The organism is Actinomyces sp. HMSC08A09 (assembly GCF_001807465.1).
GTDB classification, from domain to species: Bacteria; Actinomycetota; Actinomycetes; order Actinomycetales; family Actinomycetaceae; genus Actinomyces; species Actinomyces oris.
Genome location: NZ_KV789133.1, coordinates 110,442 through 129,010 on the forward strand (window position 1 = coordinate 110,442; position 18,569 = coordinate 129,010).

Annotated in this window: 14 protein-coding genes and 1 tRNA gene; 11 read left to right on the forward strand and 4 right to left on the reverse strand. The window is 69.0% G+C overall.

Translation table 11 applies throughout. The annotated features are described in order from the left end of the window. Window positions 1-69: 69 nt before the first annotated feature. The 3 genes from HMPREF3165_RS08765 (at window position 70) to HMPREF3165_RS08775 (ending at window position 1,891) form a co-directional block, all read left to right on the forward strand. Window positions 70-145 (forward strand) — tRNA-Ala (locus tag HMPREF3165_RS08765). An 84-nt stretch (window positions 146-229) separates the two neighbouring features. Next, the gene (locus HMPREF3165_RS08770) at window positions 230-877 is read left to right on the forward strand and encodes a MarC family protein (protein ID WP_070512530.1); all 648 of its coding nucleotides are present in this window, start codon (window positions 230-232) and stop codon (window positions 875-877) included. Window positions 878-1,003: 126 nt separating this feature from the next. Beyond that, window positions 1,004-1,891 (forward strand): hypothetical protein, encoded by an 888-nt coding sequence (locus HMPREF3165_RS08775; RefSeq protein WP_070512532.1) that lies wholly within the window; start codon window positions 1,004-1,006, stop codon window positions 1,889-1,891. A gap of 116 nt (window positions 1,892-2,007) precedes the next feature. Here the strand turns inward: HMPREF3165_RS08775 and HMPREF3165_RS08780 are convergent, their stop codons facing one another. Together HMPREF3165_RS08780 and deoD are read right to left on the reverse strand one after the other, a co-directional pair. Next, complete coding sequence (locus HMPREF3165_RS08780; RefSeq protein ID WP_004565152.1) at window positions 2,008-2,286, reverse strand: DUF1540 domain-containing protein; 279 nt, start codon at window positions 2,284-2,286, stop codon at window positions 2,008-2,010. 371 nt (window positions 2,287-2,657) lie between these two features. Continuing rightward, window positions 2,658-3,380 carry a purine-nucleoside phosphorylase gene (gene deoD, locus HMPREF3165_RS08785; RefSeq protein WP_070512535.1) on the reverse strand — a complete coding sequence of 241 codons (723 nt, stop codon included), beginning with the start codon at window positions 3,378-3,380 and terminating at the stop codon, window positions 2,658-2,660. 227 nt (window positions 3,381-3,607) lie between these two features. Between deoD and HMPREF3165_RS08790 the strand changes: the two genes are divergently transcribed. From HMPREF3165_RS08790 to HMPREF3165_RS08820, 7 genes are all read left to right on the forward strand, one after another. Continuing rightward, window positions 3,608-5,188, forward strand: coding sequence for a sodium-dependent transporter (locus HMPREF3165_RS08790; RefSeq protein WP_070512538.1), 1,581 nt, complete (start codon window positions 3,608-3,610; stop codon window positions 5,186-5,188). Window position 5,189: 1 nt separating this feature from the next. Then, window positions 5,190-5,363: a methionine/alanine import family NSS transporter small subunit gene (locus HMPREF3165_RS08795; protein WP_010614985.1), complete on the forward strand. Its 174-nt coding sequence runs from the start codon at window positions 5,190-5,192 to the stop codon at window positions 5,361-5,363. 115 nt (window positions 5,364-5,478) lie between these two features. Next, on the forward strand, window positions 5,479-6,336 hold the full coding sequence (locus HMPREF3165_RS08800) for an HAD hydrolase family protein (RefSeq protein ID WP_070512541.1): 858 nt from the start codon (window positions 5,479-5,481) through the stop codon (window positions 6,334-6,336). 8 nt (window positions 6,337-6,344) lie between these two features. Beyond that, on the forward strand, window positions 6,345-8,360 hold the full coding sequence (locus tag HMPREF3165_RS08805; protein ID WP_070512544.1) for a metallophosphoesterase family protein: 2,016 nt from the start codon (window positions 6,345-6,347) through the stop codon (window positions 8,358-8,360). Between the two features lie 94 nt (window positions 8,361-8,454). After that, window positions 8,455-9,189: a vitamin K epoxide reductase family protein gene (locus HMPREF3165_RS08810; RefSeq protein WP_070512545.1), complete on the forward strand. Its 735-nt coding sequence runs from the start codon at window positions 8,455-8,457 to the stop codon at window positions 9,187-9,189. Further along, the gene (locus HMPREF3165_RS08815) at window positions 9,186-9,950 is read left to right on the forward strand and encodes a metal-dependent transcriptional regulator (protein ID WP_070512548.1); all 765 of its coding nucleotides are present in this window, start codon (window positions 9,186-9,188) and stop codon (window positions 9,948-9,950) included. Before HMPREF3165_RS08810 ends, HMPREF3165_RS08815 begins: the two co-directional genes overlap by 4 nt. Before the next feature lie 53 nt (window positions 9,951-10,003). After that, a complete protein-coding gene (locus tag HMPREF3165_RS08820; RefSeq protein WP_004565144.1) occupies window positions 10,004-10,450 on the forward strand; it encodes an HIT family protein in 447 nt (148 codons plus the stop codon). 27 nt (window positions 10,451-10,477) lie between these two features. Here the strand turns inward: HMPREF3165_RS08820 and HMPREF3165_RS08825 are convergent, their stop codons facing one another. Beyond that, complete coding sequence (locus tag HMPREF3165_RS08825) at window positions 10,478-12,931, reverse strand: HNH endonuclease signature motif containing protein (protein WP_070512550.1); 2,454 nt, start codon at window positions 12,929-12,931, stop codon at window positions 10,478-10,480. 284 nt (window positions 12,932-13,215) lie between these two features. On the opposite strand from HMPREF3165_RS08825, the gene HMPREF3165_RS08830 reads away from it, so the two are divergent. Then, complete coding sequence (locus HMPREF3165_RS08830; RefSeq protein WP_070512553.1) at window positions 13,216-16,197, forward strand: leucine--tRNA ligase; 2,982 nt, start codon at window positions 13,216-13,218, stop codon at window positions 16,195-16,197. 121 nt (window positions 16,198-16,318) lie between these two features. Here HMPREF3165_RS08830 and HMPREF3165_RS08835 read toward each other — a convergent pair whose 3' ends face one another. Next, window positions 16,319-18,331 (reverse strand): helicase HerA-like domain-containing protein, encoded by a 2,013-nt coding sequence (locus HMPREF3165_RS08835; protein ID WP_070512556.1) that lies wholly within the window; start codon window positions 18,329-18,331, stop codon window positions 16,319-16,321. Window positions 18,332-18,569 lie beyond the last annotated feature (238 nt).

Sequence of the window (18,569 nt, forward strand, 5' to 3'; positions counted from 1 at the left end):
GGTCGGGGGTTCGAATCCCCCTAGCTCCACGATCCCCTCGGAGTGAACTCCGGGTGGGACACCCGTCACGGGGCTATGGCGCAGTTGGTAGCGCGCTTCCATGGCATGGAAGAGGTCGGGGGTTCGAATCCCCCTAGCTCCACCACACCAGCAATACGGAGGCCCCGCCATGAGGTGAGGGCTATTTTGTTTCTCCGTCCGCCATTGCCGCGTGCGGCACAATGTGGGGATGGCTACTGCTGTGCTTATCAAGGCTCTAGGCGCCTTCTTCGCAATCATGAACCCCTTTGTCAACCTGCCCCTGTTCCTGAGCCTCACCCAGGAACAGGATGCTGCGACCCAGCGGCGTACGGCAATTCGTACCACGATCTCCTCCACCGTCATGTGCGCCGTCGTCCTGCTCCTGGGGGCGACGATCCTGAGATTCTTCGGCATCGGTGTCGACGATTTCCGGATTGCAGGCGGAATCGTCCTGCTCATCATCTCCTTGTCCATGCTCAATGGCGGCGGCTCCAGTGCTCACGAGGGCAGTACGCAGGAGAAGGCGCAGCACAACGTCGTTGCCGGTGGTGGGAACGACGTCGCCTTCTACCCCATGACCTTCCCCATCCTCGTGGGTCCGGGAACGATCGCAACCATCATCGTCATCCAGTCCCAGGCCCGGGGGCTGGGCGGGCATGCGGCGGTCGCAGCTGCCCTGGCGGCCGTCCTTGCGGCGCTTGGGATCGTTCTCTACTTCTCAGCCAGCATCGGTGCTCGCCTGTCCATGACGATGCGCACCATCATGACCCGCCTCATGGGCATGATCCTGGCCTCGATCGCGGTGCAGATGATCGTCGTCGGGATCCAGCACCTCTTCCCCGGGCTGGCTCGCTGAGACACGCTCCACGTGCGGGTTTCAGCAAGGAACTGGCCCCTCGGGCACTCTGAGGGTAGCCTCACCTTCAGATGTTGCCCGGAGCACCCGCCCCCACGTGCGGCAACACGGTAGGAAGGTAAGCGTGTGACGTCCGTTCAGGTTCCCGACATCATGCAGCGTGCCCGGCGCACGGCCCGGCGTCTTCTGGCCGGCAGTGGGAGCGCCGCGGTAACGGCCTACCGCATCGACCCCTCCGCGCCGGCCGCCTTCGTCGCTCATGCCTTGCGGGCCGATGGTCGGATCCTCGTTGCCGCATGTCCTCCCCAGGGCACCCCGTTGGCCATCGCGCCCGACGACGTCGCCGTCGACATCCGACTCGATATCACTCTCGACGCCGCCGAGCCCGGTGTGCGCATCACGGCTGCCACCGCTCACCTGCTGGGGAGCCTGACCTGGGTCGAGGGCAAGGACCGCGCCCTGCTGCTGGCCTCCTCTCGGGCTTCTGCCTGCCACTGCGCCATCGTCGGGGAGGATCCGCTCGAGCGGGTCCGGGAGATCGCCGCCGGTCCCGGCGGCCGGCTGGGCGTCATCACCTGTGAACGGGTCATGCTTCACTGCGTCTCCGGGGTCTCCAGCCACGACATCGAGGAGATCCTCGACATCGACTCGGCCGATGCCGCTGCGGCGCCCTCAGCCTCCTGGAGCCCCCAGGAGATCATGGACGCTCACGAGGCGGTCAGTGCCGTCGGTCAGCTCGGTCTGCGGGCTGTGTGCGAGGCCGTGCGTGAGGGACAGATGCCCGGATGGATCTGCTCCTCCCGCCCCGCCGTCGGGGTGTGCCCGACGCTGTGGGACAGGACCCTGTGCGTCGACGTCGATGCTCACGGGGTGACCCTCATGTCCATCACCGGCGAGGAGGTCACCACACTCGTGGTCTCCTTCGGGCAGGCACTGGCCGACGCCGGCGAGGTGGGGCCGGCCCTGGAGAAGCTGGCCTCTCACGCTCTGCCGCAGCGCCTGACCCGGCCCTGAGGCTGTCAGCTCAGCCGCGGCTACGACCAGCTGGCCGCGAATACCGAAACGGGGGATACCACCATGTGTGGCATCCCCCGTTGGCCCCCAGCCGCTCGAGCTGGAGAGCCTTCCGGTCAGCGGACCTCGTAGGTCGTGCAGGCGGCGGTGTCGCCCCCGACGGTCACGGCCTCAGCCGTGCACATGAGGTCCTTGTTGTGGACGCACTCGAGACGCTGGCAGGCACCCACGTGGCCCTCTGCCACCGGCAGGCCGCCGCGGGCGTCGAGGCTGATGAAGGTGTCGCAGGCCGGTGCGCCGTTGTCGCCACCGACGGTGATGGCGAAGGCGGTGCAGCCGCCGTTGTTGAAGGCGCAGGAGGTGGTGGTGCAGGAGGAGATCTTGGTGACGGACATGATGCTTTTCCTTTCGAGCGGATGTGCGCTGCGGACATGAATAACGTAAATCCGCATCCGCTCCCCGGCAACGAAGGACAGCCTGCCCTGCCTCCCTGCATGTCAAAGAACATTGAAATGACGCCGTTTTAGCGGCGAAGGAAAAGGCGTTCAGCTCTGTTTGCGGCCCTCGGGGAAAGTCGGGGTTGTGTGCCGTCGACTTTCGTTATTCCTCGCAGGTAAGGCAGTCCTGCGCGAGTGCGGTCCAAGATTCCGCTGTGTGAAGGGCACTGACGTCAAGGGCGGGGCGAGCTGTGCCCGCCCCGCCTCAGGGGAGTCGCTGTTGCCCGGGTCTCCCGGACAGGCCGGCAAGCCCGAAGGCCGTGTGCCGATCAGCTGTGCGCGGCGGCCACGGCCAGGCGCAGGGAGTCTGTGAAACGTGTCTCGCGCTCGGTGGCGCTCATGTCGCTGGAGTGGTCCAGCAGGTGGTCGGAGACGGTCAGGATCGCCAGCGCCTGCTTGTCGTACTCGGCGGCGACCCCGTAGAGGGCGGCGGCCTCCATCTCCACTCCCAGGACCCCGTAGCTCGCCAACGCCTCGGTCTGTCCCTGGGGGGTGAAGTAGAAGTGGTCCCGCGACATGACGGTGCCCAGGTGGACTGCTCCTCCAGGCTGAGCCTCCTCGAGCTGCGAGGCCTGGTACGCGGCCGAGGCCAGCTGGAAGTCCGCCACGGCGCTGAAGTTGACGCCCGGGATGCGCAGTTGGTTCATGGAAGAGTCCGTGTGGGCGCCGGTGGCCACGATGACGTCCCCGACCTTGACCTTCGGGGACAGGGCGCCGGCAGTGCCCACCCGAATGATCCGCTCCACCCCGAACTGGCTGAACAGCTCGGTGGCATAGATCGTGAAGGAGGGCTGCCCCATCCCTGAGCCCATGACGCTCAGCGGCCTGCCGTTCACGGTCCCGGTGAAGCCCAGCATCCCGCGCACGTCAGTGACCAGGCGGGCATCGTCCATGAGGAGCGCAGCAATGCGCTGGGCCCGTTTGGGGTCGCCGGGCATAAGGACTGCGGGGGCGAAGTCTCCGGGCTCTGCAGCGATGTGAGGGGTGGCCATGGGGGTCCTCTCGGGGTGGTGGATCAGGTGTGAACAGTGGTGCTCAGTGTGGCATGGATCGCGTGAGAAAAGACAGGCGACCACCCTGACGACTGTCCATATCGTGGACGTCAGACGACACATCGTGGTCGCTCGACTAGCGTCCAACGACAAAAGGGCCTGCGACCAGTCCGCAGGAAAAGGTGGCCCCTGGGCCGCCTCCATTCGTCATATCACGGAAGGTACTCATGTCCTCCAAGACAGGGGAGAGCGAGTCTCTTCAGGCTCCTCCGCGCGAGCAGTGGAGCGGGCAGCTCGGCTTCCTCATCGCCGCCATCGGCTCGGCGATCGGCCTGGGCAACATCTGGCGCTTCCCAGGCGTGGCCTACACCAACGGCGGCGGCGCCTTCATCGTCCCCTACGTCATCGCGCTGCTGGCGGCCGGGCTGCCGATCCTCTTCCTCGACTACGCCCTGGGGCACCGCTTCCGCGGCTCGCCACCGGCGGTCTTCCGGCGTCTGTCCACCGGGCTCGAGTGGCTGGGGTGGCTCCAGGTCTTCATCTGCTTCGTCATCATGACTTACTACGCGGTGGTCGTGGCCTGGTCCCTGCGCTACATGTTCTTCTCCGTCAACATCGCCTGGGGCGACGACGCGGCGGGCTTCTTCCAGCACTACATCGGGATGGACCGGCTCGGCTCCGAGGTCGCCTACTCACCGTCAGTCGTCATGGGTGTGGCCCTGCCGCTGCTGTTCGTGTGGGGCTTCGGCCTGGTAGTGACCGCCCTGGGCGTGAGTGGAGGCGTTGAGAAGGCCAACAAGATCTTCCTGCCGCTGCTGGTCATCATGTTCGCCGGCCTCGTGGTGCGCGCCCTCCTGCTCCCGGGAGCAGGGGAGGGGCTCAATGCCCTGTTCACGCCCAAGTGGTCCGCCCTGCTGGACTACCAGGTGTGGATGGCGGCCTTCGGGCAGATCTTCTTCTCCCTGTCCGTGGGCTTCGGCATCATGCTCACCTACGCCTCCTACCTCCAGCGACGCCGCTCCAACCTGGTGGGAACCGGCCTCGTGGCGGGCTTCGCCAACTCCTCCTTCGAGCTGTTCGCAGGGATCGGCGTCTTCGCGACCCTCGGCTTCATGGCGCACACGCAGCACGTCGGGATCAGCGAGATGAAGATCACTGGGCCCTCCCTGTCCTTCATCACCTTCCCCACCGTCATCTCCCAGATGCCCGGAGGTGCGCTCTTCGGGGTGCTCTTCTTCGCCTCCTTCTCCATGGCGGGGCTGACCTCCTTCATCTCCATCATCCAGGTGGTCGCCGCCGGCGTGGGGGAGAAACTCGACCTGACGCCGAAGAAGGCCTCCCTCGTCGTCGGCGTCCCGGCCGCCGTCCTGTCCTTCATCCTGTTCGCCACCAGCTCGGGCCTGCCGGACCTCGACGTCGTGGACGCCTTCATCAACAACATCGGCGTGGTCGCCTCGGCCATCATCATGTGCGTGGTGGTCGCCTGGCTGCTGCGGCGCACCAAGCTGCTTCAGGACCACCTCAACGCCGTCTCCGAGTCCCGGATGATCGGCCTGTGGTGGAGGGTCCTCGTCGGTGCCGTCGTCCCCGTCCTGCTGGGGTACATGTTCATCCAGACCCTGTGGACGTACCTGTCCGAAGGATATGAGTCGGAGTCCTACTCCAGCGGCTTCGTCATGGTCTTCGGATGGGGGATGCTGCTGGTGGTCGCCCTGGGCACCGCCGTCATGAGCCTCATCCCCTGGAGGACCCCGGTGGACGAGTTCGAGGCCCTCACGCTGGAGGCCGCTTCCCAGGAGGAGGACTGAGATGACCGGAATCGCCGTGCTCATCATGCTGCTCGCCATCGTCATCATCTGGGGCGGTCTGGCGGTCTCCATTACCGCGCTCATCTCGCGCGGACGCCGCGAGGACCGCGACGCCCGGGCCGAGGCCTCGGCGCGGGCCCGCGAGCACATGCTTCACCCCGAGGAGACCGACTGACCGGTGCGGTCCGCTGAGAAACGCGGACGTGACCGCCTGAGAAGAGAGACTGACTCCACCACCCGTCTGGGGCCCGGTTCGGCCGGTTTCCAGGCGGGGGGGACACAATACGCCTATGACTCAGACTGATGTGAGCCCCCGGGCGCTGCCCCGCCTGGTGGCCTTCGACCTCGACGACACGCTGGCGCCCTCCAAGTCGGCCATGCCACCGGCCATGGCCACAGCGCTCAGGCGGCTGCTCGACGTCGTCCCCGTCTGCATCATCTCCGGTGGGCAGGTGGGGCAGTTCCGCGACCAGGTCCTGGCCCACCTCGATGCCGACGCCGATGAGCTCTCCCGGCTTCACCTCATGCCCACCTGCGGAACGCGCTACTACACCTACGACCCCTCCCGTGCCCAGAGCGATGAGGACGCCTGGACGCTGGTCTACGCCAACGACCTCACCCCTGAGCAGATCCGCACCGGTTTTGAGATCGTCGAGGCCCAGGCCCGACGCCTCGGTCTGTGGGAGGAGCAGACCTGGGGGGCGATCCTGGAGGACCGCGGCAGCCAGATCACCTTCTCCGCGCTGGGGCAGGAGGCCCCCCTGGACGCCAAACGCGCGTGGGATCCCACGGGTGAGAAGAAGGCCGCCCTGCGTGACGCCGTCGCCCCGCTCCTTCCGGACCTGGAGGTTCGCTCAGGCGGTTCCACAAGTGTCGACATCACCCTCAAGGGGGTGGACAAGGCCTACGGCATGAAGCGCTTGGCGGAGATGACCGGCATCGCGTTGGAGGAGATGATCTTCGTCGGCGACCGCCTGGACCCGGAGGGCAATGACTACCCCGTCAAGGCCTTGGGCGTTCCCTGCCAGGCCGTGAGCGGCTGGCAGGACACCGTTGCCTACGTCACCTCCCTGGCGAGTCTGATCGCCTCTGACGTGCACGGCGGTGAGGACCCGGCCGCCCAGGTCTCGCTGGGTGCTCGGCTCTGAGGCGAGCGGTGGTACAGACATCTTCAGGCCCTGACACCGGAGCCGACGCCGATACCGGCACCGCCGAGCGAGCAGGAGACCTGTGGGACGGTCTGCTGACGGCCGTGCGACGCTGCTGCGCCCTGGTCGCCACGGTGCTGCTGTCGCCGCGCCTGTGGTGGCGTCGTCGTCGCCCCGGCACCCGCACGGTGATCGGAACAGCGGCCATGATCCTGGCCTCCAGCCTCGCCTCCCTCCTGCTGGGTCTGTCCACGGCGACGGCCTCGTCACCGGTCGGCCCGCATGAGGCGACCTGGTCGACGACCCTGGACTCCACCGTCACGCTGGACCTCGGGCCGCTGGGAACGGCCTCGCTGGAGTCCCCGGCAGGGATGCTCGGCGTCAAGGTGGTTCTGGGGGAGATCCCGGGCGATCCGACACCCAATACGGCCAATGCCGCCAGCGTGGGCCAGTCACTGTCCTCCGACGCGACCTCCTACCTCTCACTGGTCTCCCACCCCGACCTGACGATCCGGCAGGGCCTCTACGCACTGGCCGGCGACGCCCTGCGCCGGGCCGGGGTCGTTGAGGCGATCTTCCTGTGCTGTGTGGCCGCCTGGCGCCTGGCGCCGACCAAGCCCTGGCGCGAGACCGTCCGAGCCGGCGCCTCGCACCGCTGGGCCACCACCGTGGCGGCCTGTGCGACCGTGGCCACCGCGGCCTCCCTCCTGGTGCCGGCCATGCGCACGGCCACCTCGCCGGGCTCCACCCTGTCCGTCCTGGAGGGGACGCCGCTGGCCCAGGCGCGTTTCTCGGGACGCATCGCCGACGTCGTCACCGCCTACGGATCCAAGGCGCGCACCTTCGTGGAGACGAACAAGGGCTTCTACGCCAAGGCGGACACCAACCTGCGGGCCGCATGGAAGGCCGCCGAGCAGACTGAGGGCCTGGTGGACGTCACCGCCGTCGACGGCAAGGTGGACACCGAGAGCCTTCAGAGCCGGGTCAGGGCCTCCTCCGCGAAGACCCTGGTGGATGCCGGCCCCGACCCGGAGCCCGGCACCGCCCCGCAGCCCTCTGAGAGCCCACGGGCCACCGCGACGCCCTCGATCTCGGTGACCGGGGCCCGATCAGTGCCAGAGCGGGGACGCAAGACCGCCGTGCTCACCACGGACCTGCACTGCAACCTCGACGTCATCGCCTTCTCCGGGGTCCTCGACCAGCTCTCGGGCGCCGACATCCACATGGACGACGGCGACCTGACCATGACCGGCTCGGACCCGGAGCGGGTGTGCGTCGACGCGCTGACCCAGGCGGTCCCGAGCTCGACGAAGAAGGTCGCCACGATCGGCAACCACGACTCCGACGCCACGGCCGCCCGCCTGCGTTCCCAGGGGTGGACCGTCACCAACGGCTCAGTCCAGACGGTCGCCGGGATCACCTTCCTGGGGCACGACGACGCCGAGCGCACAACAGCTGCGGGCACTAAACCCCGCAACGGGGAGACCACCGAGAAGATCGCCTCCCGCCTGGCCACGACCAGCTGCGGGAGCACGCAGGTCGACGTCGTCCTCATTCATCAGCCCGCCACTTTCGACACGCTCGCCAAGGAGGGCTGCGCGCCGCTGCTCCTGGCCGGGCACGTCCACGCCGAGCGGGGGATGACCACGACGATCAGCCCCCGAACCGGTCTGCCCGTCACCGGGATCATCTCGGGCGCGGGTAAGGGCGGCACGTCCCTGGGATCGGTCACTGAGGACGCCTTCCTCCACGTCATGTCCTTCGACTCCGCCGGCGCGCTGGTGGCCTGGCGCGCCGTCATCCTCCACTCCGACGCCTCGGTGACGGTGGGGGCCTGGCGGTCCGTGCCGGGTCTCGCCGCGGGACAGACGACGGCCACGATGGCTTCGACCCCGAGCCCGACGGCGTCGGCCACCCCGGTGCCGACACCGACCGGAGCCCCGCAGAGCACGAGGCCCGAGGATGGCTCTGCGCCACAGGAGGGGGCAGAGCCCGAGGGGGAGAGCGAATCCTCGGACGGGTAGGACAGAGGAGACCGTATGTGGCATACGCTCTCGTCCTGATAACCCTACGAGGCCCAGAAGAACTACTGACGCACCACCGGTGAGGAGACTGACGATGTCGCGCATGCCCACAGATGCCGAGATCGATGAGATGAGCGAGGAAGAGCTCGAGGCCTACCTGGGCTCCGGCCCCGCTCAAGAGCTCGACCGGCGCGCTCGTCGTGATACCGGCGAGGACTCGTCCGCGCGCCCGGCCTGGCTGCGGCGCTCCGGGGCCGAGCGGGGATTCGGCTGGCTGCTCACCGTGTGCGCACTCATCGGGATCCTCGCCTGCTGGGAGCTCATCACCGCCCAGCTCAACCTGCTGCGCAACCCGTATGCGGAGCTCGTCTGCGACGTCAGCCCCCTGGTGTCCTGCGGCGACTCCCTCAACGTGTGGCAGGGAAACCTGCTGGGGGTGCCCAACTCCTTCGTCGGGGCCATCGCCTTCGGGGCCCTGGGCGCGATCGGCATAGTCCTGCTCAGCGGTGCGCGCCTGCCGCGCTGGATGTGGTGGGGGCTCAGCGCCGGCAGCCTCGGCGGGATCGCCTTCGTCATCTGGTTCCTGTCCGTCTCCATCATGACCTTCGGCAAGCTCTGCCCCTTCTGCATGGTCATCTGGTCCGTCACCATCCCGGTGGCTGCTCACTCCTGGGCCTGGGCCGCGGCCGGCGGGCACCTGGGGCTGCGTGACAACCTGGCGCTGGACGTGCTCAAGGCCCGCTGGTGGATCACGGCGGCGATGTACCTGGCGGTGGTTCTCACCATCGTCATCGCTTTCGGCGGTCAGCTGGCGAGGCTGTTCGGGTGACTGCGCCCAAGGAGCGGAGGGCTCCAAGCGGGTCTGGTGGGAAGTCCTCAGTGGCGGGGGACTCGACCGTCACGCAGGACTATCTCAAGGTCGTGTGGGCCACCTGCGAGTGGGGCGGCGCGGGCGCCTCCGTCACCGGCCTGGCCAAACGCATGGAGGTGGCCCCCTCGACCGCCTCGGAGAACGTGGCTCGCCTCGTGGAGGAGGGGCTGCTCGTCCACGAGCCCTACAAGGCCGTCACCCTCTCCGAGGAGGGGCGACGTCGGGCCATGGGCATGATCCGCCGTCACCGCATCCTGGAGACCTACCTGGTCACTCGGCTCGGCTTCGGCTGGGATGAGGTGCATGCTGAGGCCGAGGAGCTCGAGCACGCCGTCTCTGAGCGGCTGCTGGAGAGGCTCGACGCGGTCCTGGGGCACCCCACCCGTGATCCGCATGGGGACCCGATCCCCACGGCCGACGGCCGCCTCATCGTGCCCGACCTGGTGGGCCTGGAGACGTTGCCGGTGGGCTCTGACGGCGTCGTCGGACGGATTCAGGACGACGCTGAGACGCTGCGCCGCCTGGAGCGGGCCGGCATCGGGCTGGACAGCCGGGTGCGGATCCGCGATCGGGGCACCGTGGCGCCGGCCGTGGAGGGCGGTGGCCGCAGGCGGGCGACCGTCATCACCCTGCTGGATAACGACGCCTCACGCGGCGCAGCGCCCGCGGGCGCCTCGGAGGCCGTCATCCCCGACGGCTCCCTGTGGCTGCTGGCCTGACCAGGGGGCTGGGTCTTGGGCGGATCCGGGCGCGGCTGGGGGACAATGGGGCCATGAGCACGATTTTCACCAAGATCATCTCCGGCGAGATCCCCGGCCGTTTCGTGTGGGCGGACGAGGTCTGCGTCGCCTTCGCCACCATTGAGCCGCACACCGACGGGCACGTCCTCGTGGTCCCGCGGCTCGAGGTCGACTCCTACGTGGACGCGCCCGATGACGTGGTGGCCCACCTGGCCGTGGTCGCCAAGCGCATTGGAGCTGCGCAGGTGCGCGTCTTCGAGGCGCCCCGCGCCGGGCTCGTCGTGGCCGGCTACGGCGTCGACCACCTGCACCTGCACGTGCTGCCGATCCGCTGCGAGGAGGACCTGTCCTTCTCCTCGGCCCGTCACCCCGAGGCCCCCGAGCTCGACGCCGCCATGGAGCGCCTGCGGGCCGGCCTTGTCGAGGACGGCTGGGGCGAGTTCGTGCCCGCGCAGATGGACAGCGCGGCGCTCGCGTAGCCCCCGAGGCTACTCGCTTCGTCCTCGTCAGAAGGGTGGGGCTTGGTCGATGAGGGGCGCTAGTCCCAGGGTGTGGGCGGCCCTCGGAAGAGGGGTGGTCTCGTAGTCTCCCGCCTTTTCGCCGGGTAGGGGGCCTCGGGTCACGAGGCGGGCATTGCCGCTGCTGGGCTGGGTGAGGTCGAGGGCGGTGTTGAGTCGGTCGATGAGCTCGGGGCCGATCTGCCGGCTCAGGTTGGCCGGGACGACGGTGCTGGGAACAAGGTGCTGGTGGGGGCCGACCTTGTGGGGCAGGCGGTCGATGGTGCCGTCCGGGTGGCGCCGATAGACGGTCTTGTCCGGGGTGTGCCAGGACAGAACCCCGCTGTCACGGTCTCTGGTGAGTGCCCATCCGGGAGTGTGCTTGAGTCGGTGATGGGCCTGACAGAGCACCACGAGGTTGTCCAGGCTGGTGGTCCCGCCTTGGCTCCAGGCGGTGAGGTGGTCGATATCGCAGCGGGAGGCCGGAGTCTGGCAGGTGGGGAAGACACATGTTTTGTCGCGGGCTCTTACGAGGTCCGCAAGTCCCACCGGAGGCCGGTACCTGGTGCGGCCGACGTCCAGGACGGTGCCGCTGGCGGGGTCGGTCACCAGGCGCCTCCAGATCCCGCCGACCGCCAGGGCCCAGGCAGTCATAGCCGGTACCGCTGCGCTGCGCGCCCCGATCCTCACCTCAGCGACCTCTACTGGTGTGGCGGAAAACGGGGAGACGAGCTGGGCGGTGGGCTGGATGGTGGGAGCAACCGGGGCGAGTTCAGGCAGACTCCTCCCTCTAGGCCCGGGCAGACCTCTCCCACCGGGGGTGGGCAGATTTCTCCCGCCGCTCGGGGAGTCTGCGCTGTTGAGAGGCTCGGGCGCGGTGGTGGAGCATTCGCCAGGGCCGGCACCACCTGGCTCAAGACAGCCGGGGTCGTCGGGGCTCTCGCTGTCCCCAGGACCACAGCCCCCAGAAATGCCGTCCCGGAGCCGGTTGTCTTCGGATGAGGTGCCGGGTCCGCCGCCTCCGGGATCGACGCCGCCGGTAGGGCCCTCTTCCGGCAGAGCCAGACCAACCAGGCTGCTCAGAGGAACGGTGACGTTGACGTCGATGCGGATGCCTTCTGGCAGAGGAAGGTGACCGGTGGCTGAAGGGGTCCACCACGGGCTGTTCGATCCCACCAGGCCGCTCAAAGCGCCCAGGAGCCCTTCCAGAGGTACCCCGTCAGGCAGCAGTCTCCGCGGGTCTGCACCCGCCGTGGCATCGGTATCCGAGTCGTCGTGGGAAGCACGTGAGCTTGTTGATATCACGGGCGAAGAGGCCTGTGCTGGCGAGCTGTCCCCGCCGGCTTGCCCCTCAGTCCGATCGCCGGAAACACCCTGGGTCGGCTGGCTGAAGGCCGCGATCTGGCTGGTGCGCAGTGTTGAGAGGGTCATCGCGGTGATGGCATCGGCTCGCAGCTGACCCAGGGTGCGTTTCTCGCCGCAGGCCCGCGCCGAAGCGGCGATCGCGTCCAGGGTGGCGTCCAGTAGCAGGGCGTCCATGGTTGGCAGCAGAAGCCGGACTTGGCAGAGGCCCTCTCCCGCAGGCCGGGGGCGCGATACACACCGCCGCTCGGTATTGTTCTGGCTCCGCTCAGCGTGGCCGTCAGGGTCGATCTCCATCAGGGCACGATCCAGATCCCTCCCCACCTGCGACACGCTCCGCCTAGGCGCCTGAGGCAGAACCTTGTCCTGGACCGCAAGCGCCACCGGAGTGGGTACGTCTTCCAGACGGCGGGTCACCAGGAACGCCTTCGCCGAGTCCAGGACCCCGCAGCGTTCCATGGCCTCGACCGGGGCGAAGCCCATGCTCATGAGGGCCTGGCCGTGATCCACCATCTGACCGGCCCGAGTCCGAGAGATGCCCAGGCGGGTGGAGAGCAGACAGGTGGCATTGAACCGCCGCTCCTCATAACCCACCACCGGAGAGACTTCACCATGCGGGCCCCACTGGCCCGGGTGACTCGACAACTCAGAGCACCCGGTCAGGCAGGCCGCCGCCAGAGCCTCGCCCCAGGTGGCCCAGGCCGCCAGACGGCGGCAGGCCGCGGCCAGTTCCCCCAAACCCGAGGCCCCCAGGCCGATCAGTCCCGAAGTGCCGACCTCCTCCACGCCCATCGTCCGGCGCTGTTCGGAGGTGGCCACCAGCGCCACGTCAGTACCCGACTCATTGGTGAAGAGAGGCGGCACTGCATCCCCGTCATCGGTGGAGCACTCGTCGTCGGCGTCCTGGGCAGCCACCAGCAGGCGGGCCAGCAGCCCCTCCACCACACCGGCCAGCGCCCGGCCCGCACCCAGGGACGCCAACAGGCCTGCCGTATCCTCCGCCGAGACCTGCGGTACCGACGTGGGAGCCCCGCCAGGCGCACCCAGCATCCTGACCGCACCACCGGTCGGGACGCGAGGAAGCACACCGCCTTCGAACATATGTACAGTATAGCAAGTGGTGCCCGTGCCCCGCACGCTGAAGCAGGCTCCAGAATCACTGGAACAGCAACGATTAGCCGCATATCTGGAGCCTTTATCGACGGCGCCTTCTCCTCTCGGGGCCGGTGTGACGGCCCGCCGAGACCGCTCGAACCTTGCTGGGCTCCACCTACGTGACCGGTCTCGCCCGCCCGTGGGGTGGACGCCGCCGGGCGCCACTGCTGGCGGGCGATAGGCTGTGCCCCAGCACCAGGAAGCACGAGTAGGAAAAGAGCGCTGCTGCGATGTCAGAGAGAACCGCACCGGTCGAGTCCGACACCCCCTTCCGCTACACGGCGGAGTTGGCGGACTCCATCGAGACCGCCTGGCAGGACCGCTGGGAGGCCGAGGGCACCTTCAACGCCGACAACCCTGTCGGCGCTCTGGCCGGCCCCGGGGCGGACAAGGAGAAGTTCTTCCTGCTGGACATGTTCCCCTACCCCTCCGGCAAGGGACTGCACGTGGGCCACCCGCTGGGCTACATCGCCACCGACGTCGTCGCCCGCTTCACCCGGATGACCGGCAAGAACGTCCTGTACACGATGGGCTACGACGCCTTCGGCCTGCCCGCCGAGCAGTACGCCGTCACCACCGGCCAGCACCCGCGCATCTCCACCGAGGCCAACATCGCCAACATGCGCCGTCAGCTGCGCCGCCTGGGCCTGTCTCACGACCCGCGCCGCTCCCTGGCCACGATCGATGTCGACTACGTGCGCTGGACCCAGTGGATCTTCCTGCAGGTCTTCAACTCCTGGTTCGACCCCGAGGCCCCGCGCCGCGACGGCCGCGGCAAGGGTGCGGCCCGGCCGGTGACCGAGCTGCGCGACAAGCTCGCCTCCGGTCAGGTCCCCGTTCCCGACGGCCGCGACTGGGACGCTCTGAGCGCCGCCGAGCAGGCCGAGGTCATCGACTCCTTCCGCCTGGCCTACGTCTCCAGCGCCCCTGTCAACTGGTGCCCCGGCCTGGGCACGGTGCTGGCCAACGAGGAGGTCACCTCCGAGGGCCGCTCCGAGCGGGGCAACTACCCGGTCTTCAAGCGCAACCTGCGCCAGTGGATGATGCGCATCACCGCCTACGGCGACCGCCTCGCCGAAGACCTCGACACCGTGGACTGGCCCGAGAAGGTCAAGCTCATGCAGCGCAACTGGATCGGACGATCCGAGGGCGCCGAGGTGACCTTCACCGTCCCCGGGGCCGGACAGGGCGACCAGCAGGACGCGTCGCTGAGCGTCTACACCACCCGCCCCGACACCCTCTTCGGCGCCACCTTCATGGTGGTGGCCCCCGAGCACCCCATGCTGGGTGGCCTGCAGGCCTCCGGCTCGGTGCGCACCGAGGCCCAGATCGCCGACGACGCCGCGGCCCTGACCGTCCCGGCCGCCTGGCCCGAGGGCACCAAGGAGGCCTGGACCGGCGGCTACGCGACCCCCGCCGAGGCCGTGGCCGCCTACCGCGCCCAGGCCGCGGCGACGTCGGACACCGACCGCACCGACGAGGGCCGGGTCAAGACCGGCGTCTTCACCGGCTTCTTCGGCATCAACCCCGTCAACGGAGCGAAGGTGCCGGTCTTCGTGGCCGACTACGTCCTCATGGGCTACGGGACTGGCGCCATCATGGCCGTGCCCGCCCACGACGAGCGCGACTACGCCTTCGCCACCAAGTACGACATCGACATCGTCCAGACCATCGGCCCAGCCGACGACCCCCACGGCGTCGACCTGAGCGCCCAGGCCTACACCGGTGACGGTGTGGTCGTGAACTCCGCCCAGGGCGACCTGGACATCAACGGCATGGGCAAGGACGAGGCCAAGGCCACCATGATCGGCTGGCTGGAGGCCAAGGGCGCCGGCCGCGGCGCGGTCACCTACCGCCTGCGCGACTGGCTCTTCTCCCGCCAGCGCTACTGGGGCGAGCCCTTCCCGATCGTGTGGGACGAGGACGGCGGCGTCCACGCCCTGCCCGAGTCGATGCTGCCGGTCGAGCTGCCCGAGGTCACCGACTACTCTCCGCGCTCCTACGACCCCGACGACGCAGACTCCTCCCCGGAGCCGCCGCTGGGCAAGGCCACCGAGTGGGTCGAGGTCGAGCTCGACCTGGGCGACGGCCCCCGGACCTACTACCGCGAGACCAACACGATGCCGCAGTGGGCCGGCTCGTGCTGGTACGAGATGCGCTACATCGACCCCACCGATGACAAGGCGCTCGTCGACCCGGCCAACGAGGCCTACTGGATGGGGCCGCGCCCCCAGGCCGGCAACATCTCCGGCGGCACCGACCTGTACGTCGGCGGCGTCGAGCATGCCGTCCTGCACCTGCTTTACGCGCGCTTCTGGCACAAGGTCCTGTTCGACCTGGGCCACGTCTCCTCCTCCGAGCCCTACCACCGCCTCTTCAACCAGGGCTACGTCCAGGCCTACGCCTACACCGATGCTCGCGGCCAGTACGTGCCCGCTGACGAGGTCGAGGAGGTCACCGCTGAGGACGGCTCCACCAGCTACCTGTGGCAGGGGCAGCCCGTGCGCCGCGAGTACGGCAAGATGGGCAAGTCCCTGAAGAACATCGTTACCCCCGACGACATGTACGAGGCCTACGGCGCCGATACCTTCCGCGTCTACGAGATGAGCATGGGGCCGCTGGACGCCGACCGCCCGTGGGACACCCGCGCCGTCGCCGGCAGCCAGCGCTTCCTGCAGCGCCTGTGGCGCAACGTCATCGACGAGACCACCGGCGAGCTGACGGTGACCGAGCAGAGCGCCGACGAGGAGACCCGCCGGCTCGTGGCCAAGACGATCGTGGGCGTGCGTGAGGACTACGAGGGGATGCGCCTGAACACGGCCATCGCCAAGCTCATCGTCCTCAACAACCACCTCACCGGGCTCGGGGAGGTCCCGCGCGAGGCCGTCGAGGCCCTCGTCCTCATGACGGCGCCTGTGGCCCCGCACATCGCCGAGGAGATCTGGAAGCGCCTGGGCCACGAGCAATCCCTGGCCCACGAGGACTTCCCGGTCGTGACCGATGAAGCGCTGCTGGCCGCCGAGAAGGTCACCTGCGTCATCCAGGTCAAGGGCAAGGTCCGCGACCGCCTCGAGGTCGACCCCGACATCTCCGAGGCCGAGCTCGAGAAACTGGCCCTGGAGGCCCCCGGTGTCATCCGCACCCTGGACGGGCGCGGCGTGCGCAAGGTGATCGTGCGCGCCCCCAAGCTGGTGAGCATCGTCCCCGAGTAACCGCGGCGGGCTCCCCGACGGCGCCGCTCACGGCCGCGCCGCGGTAGCCCAGCAGTAGCGCGAGGGGCTGCACCAATCCGAGATGGTTGGTGCAGCCCCTTCGCTCAGCATGAGCCGGTTCTCAGCGGCGCCTGAGGGTGCCGAAGATGGAGCGCGTGATCTCGCGGGTGATCTGGCGGCCCACCGAGCCGATGGTCTTCTCGACCTCCCGCTTGCGCCGCTCAGCGGCCCTCTCCGCCTCGCGCTGGCGGCGCTGGGCCTCCTTGACGGCCTCGCGCTCCAGGCGCTCGGCCTCCTTCTGACGCTGAGCCGCCTGGCGGGCGGCCTCCTTCTCCAGGGCCTTCTGCGCGGCGGCGTCGGCCTTGGCCTGCTCCTTGGCGGCCTGCTCGGCGGCGCGAGCGGCCTCGGCGGCCTCGGCGTCGGCCTGGACCCGCTGGGCCAGCAGCTCGTAGGCAGACTCATTGTCCACGCTCGTGGCGTACTTGGGTTTCAGCGGTGAGGAGGCCAGTACCTGGCTGACGGTGCCGTCCTGGGCCGGCCCCATGACGGCGGCGGGCACGTTGATGACCACCGGGGCCACCGGCGCCGGGCGCCCCTTCTCGTCCAGCACGCTGACGACGGCCTGGCCGGTGCCCAGCGACGTGAGCACCCGGCTGAGGTCCACCGGGCTGACCGGGAAGGTGGAGACCGCCTTCTTGAGGTTGGCGGCGTCGGCCGGGGTGTGGGCGCGCAGCGCGTGCTGCACCCGGCTGCCGAGCTGGGCCAGGACCTCGTCGGGGACGTCCGTGGGGGACTGGGTGATGAAGACGATGCCCACGCCCTTGGAGCGGATGAGCCGCACCGTGCGCACCACGGCCTCCAGGAATGCCTTCGAGGCGCCGGAGAACAGCAGGTGCGCCTCGTCGAAGAAGAACACCATGGTGGGCTTGTCCGGGTCGCCGACCTCCGGCAGGGTCTCGAAGAGCTCGGCGAGCAGCCACATGAGGAAGGTGGAGAACAGTGTGCCCTGGGACTGGATGTCGGCCAGCTCCAGGGCGGAGATGATGCCGCGCCCATCGGGGGAGACCCGCATGAGGTCACGCACGTCGAGCGCCGGCTCACCGAAGAAGGCCTCGCCGCCGGCCGCCTCCAGAGCGGCGATCTCCCGCAGGATGACTCCGGCCGTGGCCGCGGAGACCCCGCCGATGGTCTTGAGCTCCTCCTTACCGGCCTCCGTGTTCGTCAGGTAGTCAACGACGGCGCGCAGGTCCTTCAGATCCAGCAGGGCCAGCCCCTGGCTGTCCGCCCAGTGGAAGACCAGCTGAAGGGCGGAGGCCTGCGTGTCGTTCAGGCCCAGGACCCGCGAGAGCAGGATCGGCCCGAACTCGGTGACCGTCGTGCGGATCGGGGTGCCGCTGATGCCGGCGCCGGAGTCCGACCCGCCGAGGTTGAACAGCTCGATGGGGAAGGACTGGCCCGTCCAGTCCTGGCCGGTGGAGGCGATGCGGGAGGCGATCTTGTCGTTGGAGGCTCCGGCCTCGGCCAGTCCGGTCAGGTCCCCCTTGACGTCGGCCAGGAACACCGGGACGCCGGCGGCGGACAGCCCCTCGGCCAGGAGCTGGAGCGTGCGGGTCTTACCGGTTCCGGTCGCCCCGGCCACCAGCGCGTGCCGGTTGAGCAGTCCCAGCGGGATGCCCACCGACAGGTCCTTGACCGCCGCGGGCTCGCCGCCCGAGAGCGTGTCGAGGTAGGTGCCCACCGGCAGAGTGGGGGAGGAGAAGGCGTAGCCGGAACGCACCTGGGCTGTGTAGCCGGTATCCTCGGCCTCCTGACTGCCCGATGCCTGATCGGCTGCAGCGGCGGTCTCGGCCTGCGCGGGTGCCGGATCCTGAACTGGCTCCTGCATCGGTTGCTGGGGCTGTTCGGCGGCCGCAGCCGGCTCGGCGGAGGGGGCAGCGTCGGCTGCCTGAGCGGGGGGCTCGCCCGATGCGTCAGTAGTGCGGGGCTCGCCGGCCTGCTCCACGGCCGAGGCCGGGGTGGAGGCGATGGCGGCGTCAAGGGCCGCCTGGGCGGCGGCTGCCTTGGCTGCGGCGGCTTCGGCGGCGGCCTGGGCGGCCTCGGCCTTGAGGCGTGCGATCTCAGCGGAATCGGTCATGGAGCCATCGTAAACGCCGAACCTGCCAGTGCGCTGACCCGGGCGTGCCAGTGGAGCCGGCGCCGTTTCTGACCGCGAGAGAGGCAGGAGCCCGGCGAACAAGGTACCCTCGGGCCTCAATGGCGTTGAGATAGTACGTCTGATCCCGCACCTGCCCGCCCCAGTGCCGCGAGGTTTACACGCCCCATGCTGCCCCCTGCGTCGTCGTTTCCGAAAGAACCGCCCCTGACGGGCCGGC

What these genes read in the sequence shown, in the direction of transcription:
- HMPREF3165_RS08790 (WP_070512538.1), top strand. Translation starts at nt 3,608, where the DNA reads ATGTCCTCCAAGACAGGGGAGAGCGAGTCTCTTCAGGCTCCTCCGCGC.
- HMPREF3165_RS08780 (WP_004565152.1), bottom strand. Translation starts at nt 2,286, where the DNA reads ATGTCCGTCACCAAGATCTCCTCCTGCACCACCACCTCCTGCGCCTTC.
- deoD (WP_070512535.1), bottom strand. Translation starts at nt 3,380, where the DNA reads ATGGCCACCCCTCACATCGCTGCAGAGCCCGGAGACTTCGCCCCCGCA.
- HMPREF3165_RS08770 (WP_070512530.1), top strand. Translation starts at nt 230, where the DNA reads ATGGCTACTGCTGTGCTTATCAAGGCTCTAGGCGCCTTCTTCGCAATC.
- HMPREF3165_RS08810 (WP_070512545.1), top strand. Translation starts at nt 8,455, where the DNA reads ATGTCGCGCATGCCCACAGATGCCGAGATCGATGAGATGAGCGAGGAA.
- HMPREF3165_RS08800 (WP_070512541.1), top strand. Translation starts at nt 5,479, where the DNA reads ATGACTCAGACTGATGTGAGCCCCCGGGCGCTGCCCCGCCTGGTGGCC.
- HMPREF3165_RS08820 (WP_004565144.1), top strand. Translation starts at nt 10,004, where the DNA reads ATGAGCACGATTTTCACCAAGATCATCTCCGGCGAGATCCCCGGCCGT.
- HMPREF3165_RS08835 (WP_070512556.1), bottom strand. Translation starts at nt 18,331, where the DNA reads ATGACCGATTCCGCTGAGATCGCACGCCTCAAGGCCGAGGCCGCCCAG.
- HMPREF3165_RS08825 (WP_070512550.1), bottom strand. Translation starts at nt 12,931, where the DNA reads ATGTTCGAAGGCGGTGTGCTTCCTCGCGTCCCGACCGGTGGTGCGGTC.
- HMPREF3165_RS08795 (WP_010614985.1), top strand. Translation starts at nt 5,190, where the DNA reads ATGACCGGAATCGCCGTGCTCATCATGCTGCTCGCCATCGTCATCATC.
- HMPREF3165_RS08830 (WP_070512553.1), top strand. Translation starts at nt 13,216, where the DNA reads ATGTCAGAGAGAACCGCACCGGTCGAGTCCGACACCCCCTTCCGCTAC.